This is a genomic window from Streptomyces sp. NBC_01244 (assembly GCF_035987325.1).
GTDB lineage: Bacteria > Actinomycetota > Actinomycetes > Streptomycetales > Streptomycetaceae > Streptomyces.
In genome coordinates, this window is the sequence record NZ_CP108488.1 from 8172261 (window position 1) to 8184764 (window position 12504).

At 71.6% G+C, this 12504-nt stretch carries 8 protein-coding genes; all 8 read left to right on the plus strand.

The window, feature by feature from the left end; translation table 11 throughout:
- Nucleotides 1-2: 2 nt before the first annotated feature.
- The 8 genes from OG247_RS36385 to OG247_RS36420 are packed head-to-tail and all read left to right on the plus strand — an operon-like array spanning nt 3 to nt 12480.
- The gene (locus OG247_RS36385; protein WP_327256222.1) at nt 3-1154 is read left to right on the plus strand and encodes a hypothetical protein; all 1152 of its coding nucleotides are present in this window, start codon (nt 3-5) and stop codon (nt 1152-1154) included.
- Nucleotides 1154-1660 (plus strand): phage baseplate assembly protein V, encoded by a 507-nt coding sequence (locus OG247_RS36390; protein WP_327256223.1) that lies wholly within the window; start codon nt 1154-1156, stop codon nt 1658-1660. The genes OG247_RS36385 and OG247_RS36390 overlap by 1 nt, the downstream gene beginning before the upstream one ends.
- Complete coding sequence (locus OG247_RS36395; protein WP_327256224.1) at nt 1660-1977, plus strand: hypothetical protein; 318 nt, start codon at nt 1660-1662, stop codon at nt 1975-1977. Before OG247_RS36390 ends, OG247_RS36395 begins: the two co-directional genes overlap by 1 nt.
- A complete protein-coding gene (locus OG247_RS36400) occupies nt 1974-2372 on the plus strand; it encodes a GPW/gp25 family protein (RefSeq protein WP_327256225.1) in 399 nt (132 codons plus the stop codon). The genes OG247_RS36395 and OG247_RS36400 overlap by 4 nt, the downstream gene beginning before the upstream one ends.
- Nucleotides 2369-4924, plus strand: a complete 2556-nt coding sequence (locus OG247_RS36405; RefSeq protein WP_327256226.1) for a hypothetical protein — start codon at nt 2369-2371, stop codon at nt 4922-4924. Before OG247_RS36400 ends, OG247_RS36405 begins: the two co-directional genes overlap by 4 nt.
- Entirely contained in the window at nt 4921-7545 is a 2625-nt protein-coding gene (locus OG247_RS36410; RefSeq protein WP_327256227.1) for a baseplate J/gp47 family protein, read from the plus strand. Before OG247_RS36405 ends, OG247_RS36410 begins: the two co-directional genes overlap by 4 nt.
- Complete coding sequence (locus OG247_RS36415; RefSeq protein ID WP_327256228.1) at nt 7542-9728, plus strand: phage tail protein; 2187 nt, start codon at nt 7542-7544, stop codon at nt 9726-9728. The genes OG247_RS36410 and OG247_RS36415 overlap by 4 nt, the downstream gene beginning before the upstream one ends.
- 1 nt (nt 9729) lies before the next feature.
- A complete protein-coding gene (locus OG247_RS36420; protein ID WP_327256229.1) occupies nt 9730-12480 on the plus strand; it encodes a DUF6519 domain-containing protein in 2751 nt (916 codons plus the stop codon).
- Nucleotides 12481-12504 lie beyond the last annotated feature (24 nt).

A 12504-nucleotide genomic window follows, 5' to 3' on the forward strand; every position in this document is an offset into this window, starting at 1 on the left:
CCGTGTCTTCGCTCGGACTCCGGCTGACGGTACTGGCCGGACCCCGCCTCCCCGTTCCGCTCCCCGGACCCCTCACGGCTCGCATCCGGTCCGTCGAGGTGACGGAGAACGACAGTGAGCGGTCGGTGTTCACCCTGACCCTGGACGCCGGACGATCCCAGTCCGCAGGCGCCGTCGACGTCCCCTGGCTGACCGGCCCGCCCTTGGCCGCGTTCTCGCGGGTGGTGGTCGTCGTCCAGCTCGGGGCCGTGCCGTTCGTCCTCTCCGACGGGATCGTCACCGAGGTGAAGCTGACCCCCGGCGACGGCCCCGGAGCGGCGACCCTGTCCGTCACCGGGGAGGACGTTTCATACTTGCTCGACCGTGAAGAACGTGACGTCGAGCACCCGGCGATGGACGCGTACGCACAGGTGCTGCGCGTGCTCGCTCCGTATGCCACCCACGGCATCGTGCCCCGGGCCGTACCCTCGCCCGTGGCAGATCCGCCGCTCCCCATCGACAGGATCCCCACGCAGCACGGCACCGACCTGGCCCATCTCGCGGCCCTGGCCCGCGATCACGGCCACGTCGCCTATGCCATGCCGGGACCCGCGCCGGGTACCAGCACCTTCTACTGGGGCCCCGCGGTGCGCGGCGGTCCACCACAGCCCGCGCTCTCGGTGGACCTCGGCCCGCAGACCAACGTGACCGAGATCCACTTCCGTACCGAAGCACTCGGGCCCATCGCCGTCGAAGGCAGGGTGATGGATCGTCAGACCGGGCTTGCGGTACCGGTGATGGTGCCCCTGGGGGTGCGGCCCCCGCTGGCCGCCGTACCGTTTGCCGCCGCCAACCTCGGGCAGACACGTGTCCGCCGCCTCCGCGGGGCGACCAGCAGTACCGTCGCCGCTTATGCGGAGGCCCGTGCGCAGGTCGATCGCTCCCTCGACGCGGTGATCGCCGAAGGGCGACTGGACGGCGTCCGCTACGGCGGCGTGCTCCGTCCGCGTGCGCTGGTCGGGGTACGCGGAGCCGGCTGGTCCCACGACGGATTGTGGTACGTCCGCGAGGTCCGGCACGAGCTGGCCGTCGGCGGCTACCAGGCGGCCTTCGTCCTGGCCAGGGAGGGCCACGGCGCGCTGACGCCGGTCCTTCCTGTGGGCGGCGTGATCTGATGGAGAACGAGACCCGTTTCTACGGAAAATACCGGGGGACCGTCGTCCAGAACCTCGACCCGCAGGGTCGCGGCCGTGTCCAGGTCTCCGTCCCCGCCGCCCTCGGCGACGGCAGGCTGGCCTGGGCCGAGGCGTGTGTTCCCTACGCCGGACCCGGCGTGGGCTTCTATGCCGTGCCCCCGCAAGGGGCCTGCGTCTGGGTGGAGTTCGAGCAGGGTAACCCCCAGTACCCAATCCTCGCCGGGGCGACCTGGGCCGCGCTGCAGCGCGCGCCCGGGCCGGCGCTCCCCGCCGTCAAGGTGTGGAAGACCGACTCCGTCACGATCACGCTCAGCGACCTGCCGGGCGCGGGCGGACTCACCGTCGAAGTCGGAGCCCCGGCCGCGGCCGTACCCATGAAGATCGCCTGCACGTCCGCAGGCATCGAGTTCTCGATCGGCACGTCCAGCGTGAAACTGACACCCGCCTCGGTCTCCGTCAACAACGGCGCCCTGGAGGTGATCTGATGCCCGGTGCAGGAGTGCAGCTGGGAGCCGTCGTGCTGTGCGCGCACGGCGGGCGGGCACAGCCCACGGAGACCAGCCCCCGAGTACGGTTCTCTGGCGGCGCAGCCGTCAACACGGGCGCGCCGTGGACGGTGCTCGGCTGCCCCTTCCCTCCCGTCTCCGGGGGGCCCTGCGCGTCGGCCTCCTGGTCCGCCGGGAGTGTCCGGGTGACCTCCATGGGCCGGCCCTTGGTCATCCAGGGAGGCTTCGCCACCTGCGTGCCGACCGCCGTCCCGCTGATCGTCGCCACCGCACAGCCCCGTGTGAGGCTCACATGAACACAGGCGGGCCGGTACACCTCGGGTTCCCCCTGCGACTGAACCGGCGCGGGCGCCTCCAGCACTCCGAGGAGGAGGCGTACCTGCGGGGGCTCGTGGAAGCGGTGTTGTTCACACGACCGGGGGAGAGGATCAACCGGCCGGAGTTCGGCACCGGCGTCCATGCCCTCGTCTTCGCGCCCGCCGGGGACGAACTCGCGGGTGTCACCCGTTCCCTCGTACAGGCAAGCCTCCAGCAATGGCTGGGCGAACTGATCCGGGTCGAGGGCATCCGTGTCGAGGCCGAGGAGTCCACCATCCAGGTCACCGTCGTCTACGCACCTCTCCGCGCAGGTGCCGTCGTCGGCCCGCCGCGGACGATGACCGTCAGCGGGTCAGCGGGGGGTGCGCCGTGAGCCAGACCCATGAGGCCATGGCAGGGGTCCTCGTCCACACCGCCGACCGTGAGGCGCGGCGCGCCCTCCTGCGTCACCAGGCATCCACTCTCAACGGCATCGACACCGTCGAGGTACTGACCAACACGCCCGGTACACCTGGGCATGTGCCCGGTGTACCCGGCAGGCAGACCCTGCTCGTACGTCTGCTGCGCCCTGTCGGCGCCGGGGCACTGCACGCCGGGACCGTACGCGTCCTCGGCGGAGTACGCCCCGCACCCCGGATCAATCCGGTCCGGGTCGACTGGGCGCACACCGCCGAGGCAGTCGTGAACGGCGGTCCGCTGCCGGGCGTCGACGCGGCGGACCGGCAGCTGATCGCGCATGCCACCAGCGAGGGCGACCGCGACCAGGTGCTGGTCGTCCGGACTGCCTCCAGCGGCGACTGGTCCACGTACGTGCTCGCACTGGCCGCCGCCGACGGGCCGGGCACACTTGTCGGTTTCGACCCGGTGCTGTCCCGCGCCGCGTTCACTTTCACCGTCGACTGTCCCTCCGAACTCGACTGCGCTCCCACCGCCTCCGCGTGCCCGCCCGCACTCGCCGCCTCCCCGGTCCAGGACTACCTCGCCCGGGACTACGGCGCCCTTCGTGGTCGGCTGCTCGACCGGCTCGGCACGCTGATCCCCGGATGGACCGACCACAGCCCTGCCGATCCGGCCGTCACCCTCGTCGAACTGTTCGCCGCGCTCGGGGACAGACTGGCCGCCTGGCAGGACGGCATCGGCGCCGAGGCATACCTGGGCACGGCACGACGCCGCACCTCCGTGCGGCGCCATGCCCGGCTGCTGGACTACCGGGTGCGAGAAAGCGTCAGCGCCCGAGTCTGGCTGGCGTTCGAGACCGACGGCACGGGCGCGGCGACCGTCAAGCTGCCCCAGGGCACGCCCGTCACTCAGATCACCGACGCCACCGCCGGAACAAGGACCGTCCAGGAGGCTCTGGACACCGGAGACCTGGTCTTCGAGACCTGCGCCGACACCGTCGTCACCAAGGTGCGCAACAGGATCGCTCTGTACTCCTGGGGAGCGCCCCGGCACTGTCTGCCCGAGGGTGCCACCTCGGCCTTCCTCATCCACCCGTTTTTCCTCGCCCCGGAGTTGCGGGCCGGAGACGTCCTGATCCTGGGACCCGCCGGGCGCCCCGGCCGAGCCACGCTCCCCGGCCGTCCGCACGCCGTCATGCTGGACCGAAATCCCGTCCCGCACGAAGATCCACTGCAGCCGGACATGGTGGTGCTGGAAATCCACTGGGCCGGAGAGGACGCTTTGTGCGCGCCGCTCCAGGTGACCGCGGGCGAACGGGGCCCCGGCGGACTACCGGTCCCCGTAGCCGAGGCCCGCGCCAACATCGTCCTCGCCGACCATGGCGGCACCCTTGCAGGCGAGCCGCTGACCCGCTTCCGTCCCGGCAGCCGGAACCGCCCACGGTTGCCGAAACCCGGACTGGCCTGGGCCGAACCCGTCCCGGCGCGGGTCAGCAGCGCCTCCTCCGCCCTGCGGCCCGACCCCCACCAGGCCCGGGCGCAGATCGAGGTCCACGACGGCCTGCGCGTGTGGCGCCCGGCAGGGGACCGCCCGCCCGGCGACCGCCTCGCCGCGACGTTCGCGGTCGAGACCGACAACGACGACACCGTCCGGCTCCGCTTCGGCGACGGTGCGTCCGGCCGCCGCCCTGCGTACGACAGTGCGCTGGACGCCACGTACCGGATCGGCGGCGGCACCGTTGGCAACACGGGACCCGACACCCTCGGTACCCTGCTCCCGCTGCCCGGCACGGGTACCGTCCCGGCCGGAGTCACCGTCACCAACCCGCTTCCGGCGGGCGGCGGCGGCGACCCGGAGAGCCTGGACGAGGTCCGCGCACTCGCCCCGCACGCCTTCCGCTCCCCGCTCCGGGCGGTCACTCCTGGCGACTACGCCGACGTGGCCATGCGCCACTCCGGCGTGCAGCGTGCCGTGGGCCGCCGGCGTTGGACGGGGTCCTGGCACGAGCAGGAGGTGATCTTGGATCCTCTGGCGGCGTTCTCGGACGACCGGTCCATGCCGGCCGAGATCACCGATCTGCTGGAGACGCACCGGATGGCCGGCGTCGACGTGGTGGTGACCCGTACGGCTTACGTACCGTTGGAGATCGTCGTGGACGTGTGCACCCTCCCCGGCCACCGGCGTGCGGACGTCGGGGCCTCCCTTGCCCGGGTCTTCTCGGCCGGCCGGCTGCCCGACGGTAGCCGCGGCTTCTTCCATCCTGACAACTTCACCTTCGGAACGTCCCTGTTCCTGTCCGACCTCGTCGCCACCGCGATGGCCGTACCAGGCGTAGCCCGAGTGGACGTCGGCGACGAAGACACGAACCCCCAAGGCCTGCGCTTCCGTCGGCTGGGCGTCGCGCCCGACGACGAGGTGCGGCGGGGCAGAATCGACGCCGCAGCGGGCGAGGTACTGCGGGTGGACAGCGATCCGAGCAACCCGGAGCACGGGCGGCTCGTCTGCCGGATCCGAGGTGCCTGGTGAACCGGCTCTGCGAATGCCCTGGGCGCTGCGCCTGCGACGCTTCCGAGCCCACGGCCCCCAAGATCCACAACCTGCCCCGCCGCCCCGCCCTCGAATGGCGCGTAGCACCCCACGCCGACTCCCTCGGGCGGATGAACGCCGCCCTCGCCGCGGGTGGTGCCCCGCTCCCGGTCGACGACGCGGCGGGAGCTCTGCTCGACAGCTGGGCGTACGTCGCAGACGTGGTCTCCTTCTACACGGAGCGCATCGCCAACGAGGCGTACCTGCGCACCGCCACCGAGCTGGAGTCGGTCAGGGAACTCGCCCGGACCCTCGGGCACGAGCTGCGGCCCGGCGTGTCCGCGACGGCCGACCTGGCCTTCACCGTCGAGGATCTGCCCGGAGCCCCGGGCTTCGCGGAAGTCCCTGCCGGCACTCCGGTCCAGTCAGTGCCCGCGGCCGGGCAACTGCCGCAGACCTTCGAGACGGAGTCGGACCTTCGGGCCCTCGGGTGCTGGAACTCCGTTCCCCTGGCTCCTGCCGTCGGCCAGGAACTGCCACCGGGCACCGCCGACATCTGGGTCCGCGGCGCAGCGACGGGCATCCGCCCCGGCTCCGGCCTGCTCGTCGTCGGCCGGGAACGTTTGAACGATCCTGCGAGCGCGCGCTGGTCCTTCCGACTGGTCGAGTCCGTCACCGACGCGGCCGACGGGTACGAGGGGTGGACGCGGCTGCACGTACGCCCCGGGCTCGGCAAGAACGGGTGGCCCTCCACTGTTCCCCAGGAGGAGGTAGAAGTCTTCGCGTTCGACGAACGCGCCTCCCTCTTCGGGTGGAACGCGCCCGATCCCGCCCTTCTGTGCGTTCCCGACCGACCGGGGCCGCCGGGTTCCGAGGGCTGCAACGAGTCCAACCCGCCCGAGGTGACCTGGGCCAACTCGTCCGCCCTCGCCCCCGATCAGCCGCCCGCCCCCGCACCAGGTGAGCCAGGGGTCCCGCTGGGGCGGATCGAGCTGGACGGCGACCACCCCCGCCTGGGCGCGGGCGTCGGAGTCGGCGACGCCGCCGGGGATGTCGCCGACGAGGTGGCGTCGGCCTCGTGGATGGTGCTGGAGAGCCACGGCAGCCGCGACCTGTACCGCGTCGTGAGAGTGGCACCGGGCGGCGAAGCCCGCTACGCGCTCAGCGGGCGTCTCACCCGCGTGCTGCTCGACAGGAGGACCCGGCTCGACGCGTACGACCGGCGCCGGACCCTCGTGCACTGCCTGTCCCGTCCGCTGCCGGCCCGCTTCGCCCCGCCCGTCGGCCCCGTCTCCGGCAGCGAGCTGCGCCTGGCCCTGACCGATCCCCTGCTGCCGGCGGGCCGGACCGTGCTCGTCACCGGGCATCCGAACGGCGAGGCCCCCACCGGACCGCCCGTAGGCACAGCCGACCTGGAACCGCCGCCGCAGTGCGAGCGCGCGGTCGTCGTCGCCTGCGTCCCGGAGGCTTCCGTGCCCACCGGCGCGGAACCCGCCATGCTCCTGAAACTGGACCGCGAACTGCCGCAGTTCGACCCGCGCTCCCTGCGCGTGCTGGCCAACGTCGTCACCGCCACGCACGGGGAGACCGTCACGGAGGTTCTCGGCAGCGGAGACGGCAGACTCCCCTTCCCGCGCTTCCGGCCCCGGCGCAGCCCGCTGACCCACGTGCGCGCCCGGAACGCCACCGGTGTGCGCGCCGCCCTGGAACTCCGGGTGGACGGGGTGGTCTGGGAGCAGACACTCGCCCTCGACACCGCCAAGGGAACGGACCGGGTCCATACCCTGCGCACGGAAGAGGGCGGCGGGAGCTCCCTGATGCTGGGGGACGGCATCCATGGAGCCCGCCCCGCCGGCGGGGTGGAGAACATCACCGCCACCTACCGCGTCGGCATCGGAGCCGAGGGCGCGGTCGACGCGGGACGGCTCAGCCTGCTCACCCGCCGCCCGCTCGGGATCAGGTCCGTGGCCAACCCCGCGCCGTCCCGCGACTGGGCGCCGGCGGAGGCTCCGGCCGATGCCCGCCGCAACGCCCCGCAGCGGGTCCGCACCCTCGACCGGGCCGTGTCGGTCGCCGACCACGAGGACTTCGCCGCAGGGTTCGCGGGCGTCGGCAAGTCCCGTGCCGACGCGGTGTGGGACGGGGAGGCGACCACTGTCGTGATCAGCGTCATCGGCGCCACGGGAGACACGCCGTCCGACGGTCTGCTCGCGGACCTGCGCAGCGCCCTGGACGCGGCCCGGGACCCGGCGACCCGGCTGGCGGTCCTGGCGGGCCAGGTCCTCTGCTTCGGCGTCGCCGTGGAACTGCGACACGATCCCGCGTTCGAACCGGCGGCGGTCCGGGCCGCCGTGAGCGTCGCGCTGAGGGAGGCGTACGCGCCCGCTGCCCGGGGGTTCACCGAACCCGTGACCCCCGCCGGAACACTCCTCACCATCCGCCGCACTCCCGGCGTGGTCGCCTGCACCATGCCCCGGCTGGAGCTCGTCGCCGGGTCGGGGACGGGGACGCCGGTCCTCACGGCCGCCCCCGCCCGATGGCTGCCGGGGGAGCCGGTGCCGCTCGCTGCCCAGATCCTGGCCGTCGACCGGGACCGGATCGTGATCGGAGAGATGCCGTGACCGCAGCCGAAGTGGACGCACGGGCACAAGCCCTGGACGTCTTGCGCAGCCGGCTCCCGGCCCACCTCCTCGCCCGTGACACCGAGTCGGACGGATTCGTCGGGCGGCTGCTCCACGCCGTGGCGGGCGAACTCGCCCTCCTCGAAGCGGATCTCGAAGACCTGTACGACGCCTGGTTCGTCGAGACGTGCGACGACTGGGTGCTGCCGTACCTGGCCGACCTCGTCGGCCTCGACGACCTGCCCAGCGGACTCGGCCTGCCGGCAGGCCCGCGCGCCCTGGTGGCGAACACGGTGGCTCACCGCAGACGCAAGGGAACGGTCGGCGTACTGGAGGAGGTCGCCCAGGACGTTACGGGGTGGTCCGCGCGGGCCGTCGAGTTCTACCAGCTCCTGGTCGCCACGGCGCACACCAACCACGTCCGCACGGACCGCCCCGCCACGGCCTGCGTCCGGGACGCCTCGCGCGCCGAACTGTGCGGCCTCGACCTGGTGGGCGCCCACTCGCTGACCCCCGGACTCGACCCGTTCGCGCACACGGCCGAGGTCCGGCGCATCACCTCCGGGCGGGGACGCTACGGGATTCCGGCCGTGGGCGTCTTCCTCCACCCGCTCCAGGTGGCGGAGATCGGCAGGCCGGACGGGAAGGCGGGCACGGGGACGGAAGGCGGATGGTCCCAGGCACGCCGAAGGGCAGACGAGGAGGGCGGCGGCTGGACCTTCGATCCCCTCGGCCGGCTGTCGCCGCTCTTCGCGCCCCGGACCAGCCGGGACCGCGACGACGGCCACGCAGCGCGCACCGGGGAGGCGGACCTGCCGGTCCCGCTGCGCCCGAGGCGGCTGCTCCGGCTGCTGGAGGCGGCGCGGACGGGAGGAGCGGACCCTGAGGTTCTACCCCTGGGTGTCCGGATCGGTACGACGGCGACGGCGCTGGGCCCGAAGGCCATCCGAGTCCGTGGACTCGAAGGGCTGGACCCGGCGGAACCCCGACAGGTCGTGGTCGACCCGGTCGACGGCACGCTCAGGTGCTACCGGGGCTGCCAGGCGGACGACACCGAGGACGTCTTCGTACGCTACGCATACGGAGCGCTCGCTGATGTGGGTGCCGGCGGCCATGACCGGAGCGGGGCGCACGAGGCCGCCCTTGCCGTGACCGACTGCCGCCCCGGGGGCGGCCTCGAGGACCGGATCGTGGGCGCGTCCTCCGTGGGGAGCGGAGCGGCGGGTCCGGGGCATCCGGCGGCGACGGTCGGGGAGGCTCTCACCCGGGCTCGGACCGTCCTGGAGGCACACGCCGACCGCCCGGGTGCCGGCTACGTGCTGTCGATCACCGACAGCGCCACCTACCCCGAACCGACGATGGACGTAGAACTCCTTTCCCGGACCCGACTCGTCGCCGTCGCGGCTCAGTGGCCGCAGCGAGGTTCGCTGGACGGATCGGAACTCCCGCCCGGGGACGGCTACGTAGCGGACGGAGTGCGACCGCATCTGCTGGGCACCCTGACCTTCACGGGCGGCGAAGGCTCCAGCGTGGTGCTCGACGGACTGGCGATCGAGGGGGACATCGTCGTCGCTCCCGGCGAGCTCGGCGCCCTGACCATCAGCCACTGCACCCTGACCGGTCGGCTGCGGGTCGAGGGCGGCGCCGGCGACAACGGCGAGCTGAGGATCAGCGTGCTGCGCAGCACGCTGGGCGGCATCGAACTCGGCGCTCCGGTGCCCCTGCTGTGCGCGAGCGACAGCGCGATCGACGGAGACGTGACCGGGGCGGAGACCCACGCGTCGTTCGAAGGGTGCACGGTGCGGGGTGACACGGCCGTGCGGACCGTGGACGCGAGCAGCTGTCTCCTGGACGGCCGCGTCACCGTCGCCGACCGGCAGACCGGGTGCGTGCGCTTCAGCTACACCGGCCCCGGCTCACACACGCCGAGGCGCCACCAGTGTGTGCCCGCCGAGGCGCACGGAGCGGCATCCGCGCCGGTGTACGCATCCGTCCAACCCGGCTCGCCGCTCTACCTCGCGCTGGCCCGCGGCTGTCACGAAGCGATCCGCGCGGGCGCGGAACACGGTGCCGAGATGGGGGTCCACCACCACCTCAGGCGTCCGCTCCGGCTCTCGGCCGTGGAACGGGGCCTTGCGCCCTATCTGCCCGTCCAACTCGACCTCGGAATCTGCGGGAGCTGACATGCAGGGCGACTTCAGTCGCTGGACCTTCGACGCGCGGGCGCGGTTCCGCTCCGTACTGCTCCAGCAGGGGCGCGTCCTGCTGGACGCGGACTGGAACGAACAGGCCCAGATCACCGCCCATCACGATGAGGCACGGGCGCGCGATGCCTTCGGCCACTCCGGGGTGCCGATGGAGGTCAGGGACTCCTTCAGAATCACGGACACGGCCGGCGATCCTCCGCTGGACACACCATGGGGAGAGCTGCGGATCACGGGCGGACGCATGTACGTCGACGGCGTGCTGGCCGAAGCAGCCGAGCCGGAAGGCGGCATCACGTTGGGTGACCAACCGGACCTTCCGGGCATCCGCATGGACGACCCGGAGTTGAAGGACCCGGGGTTGGACGAGCCCGGCGACGGGCGGTACGCGTTCTACCTGGACGTGAGCACCCATCACGTGACCATGGACGAGGCGCCGGAGCTACGGGAGACCGCGCTCGGTGGACCGGACACCACCACCAGGGCCCGGACCGTCTGGCAGGTGCGCCATGCGCCCGTGTTCAGCGAGACCACGACCTGTCGCGAGCTGAACAGGCCGGGATGGAACTGGAAGTCGCTCGAGCGGGGCACGATGACCGCCTCGCTGAAGGCCGGGACCGCGAACGGCGATCCGTGTGCTCTCACGGCCGAGGCTCGGTACACGCGGCTGGAGAACCAGCTGTACCGGGTGCAGATCCACAAGAAGGGCACCGACTTCCTCTGGTCGCGGGAGAACGGAAGCGTCACCGGCGCCCTCCGGGAGATCGGCACCGTGGGAGTGCCGACAGAAGCGGACGCCGTGCTGACCGTGGACCGGGAGGGCCGGGACGAGTCCCTGTCCATTCGGCACGGCGACATCGTCGAGGTCACCAGCACCGCCCTTCAACTGCGTCGCGAATCAGGGTATCTGGCGAAGGCAGTCCATCCGGAGGGTCGGCGCATCCCGGTCACTTGGCTCAACGGGCCCGGCATCGACCACGTCAAGCGCCTGGGGCGGGCGCCCATCGTCCGCCGCTGGGAGAGCGAACCCCATCCCGTCTCGGCCACCACGCCCACCGATCTGGAAGGGGGCATCTGCGTCCAGTTCGCTGACCTGACAAAGCTGCAGACGGGCGACTACTGGCTGATCACGGCTCGTTCGGCCCGGCTCGGCTACGGACTCGCCGCCGATCCGGGCACCCTGCTGCCGATGGGGCTGGAGAACCCCTCGACGGCCCTGGCGCCGCACGGGCCGCAGCGGCGCATCGCTCCCCTGGCCATCCTGGCGCGCAAGACCACGGACGGCGTCGCCACATGGACGATGGAGTCCGACTGCCGCCGCATCGCGCCCTCCCTGACCCGGCTGACGACGCTCGACCTCGTCGGGGGCGACGGCCAGGAGGCCCTGCCGGGGGAGGAACTCGAGGCTGCGATCCGGGTGGTGGTTCGCAACGGCGAGGAGCCGGTCGTGGGCGCGCCCGTGCATTTCAGGCCGATCGGGGGCACCATCCGCACCGAGGGCAGTGCCACCCCACATCCCCTGGACAAGCCGGTCTACACACGTGACGACGGCGTGGCCAAGGTGTGGTGGACGCTCGACACCAACGGCCCCAGTGCGCAGACGCTCGAAGCGCGACGTCTGGACAGCGCGGGCGACGGCACGGACGTCAAGGTCGTGGTGACCGGCCGGATGAGCAGGGCGCAGGACATCGCCTGGACGCCGAAGGCGGGATGCGAAGCGTTCAAGGACACGAAGACGGTCCAGAAGGCACTCGAGGGCCTTGTCTCGACACGCGAACTGCGCCTGCTCGGCGGTGACGGCCAGTACCTGCCCGCTGGGACGAAGGTGCTTCCGCGGCGGATCCGGGTCATCGCGGACTCAGCCTGTGGCCCTGTCGCCGGAGCGACGGTTTGGGCGACCACCACGGCGGGTGCGCAGGTTCAGTGGGCCAAGCCGGATGAGCCCGTCCGGCCCGACGCGCTGACCTCCGGGCTGAGTTCCGTCCCCGCGCTGACCGAGACGGATGGGTCGGCGTCGTTCTGGTGGCAACCGATGTTCTCCGGGGACACGGCGGCCGCGCTCACGGTGCAGCTGGAGAACGACACGGTCAGGGCGCCGATCGTGGTGACGGCGCAGCCAGAGGTCTCATTCGCGTATCGCGAGGGGATGCACATCACAGACCTCTACTTCACCGGGGCACCGGACAAGAAATTCATGAATGATCACGGTACGGATGTCGCGCTGCTGAAGGGCGGAATCACGGTGCAGCTGGACAAGGCGGTTAATCGGGGCTGTCTCAGGTATCCCCTCCACCTTACGGGCGAGGTTCTTTACAAACCTGTTGTGCGGGTTGTCCTGGAGGTTCCATTTCCGGAATTTATCGACAAGCGATATTCGACCGAAGTTTCCGATCGGTTCGGATCTCAGTCGGTGACACTCAGCGCCGTGCTGGACGCGGAGGGGGGGAAAATTACCTGGAAACCGGACGAGCGGGCCATCGCATGGCTCGATTCGTACGTCTACCAATACACGCTCAACAAGCGGTTGATCGGACGTTTCGAGATGGATGGATGGGCGATCCTGTCAAAGACTGGCAATCTTCCATTGAACACCCAGGTTAATTCCAGGCTCGTCACTGATGGGTGGGGGGTGCGCACGGACTATGGCATCAGCCCGAGCACACCCACGGGTGACGCGGTTGGCGCCGGCCGCTTCTCGCAGTGGTTCTGGGTGATTGACGGAAACTACTAGTAATCCAATGAGCCCTCATGCCCG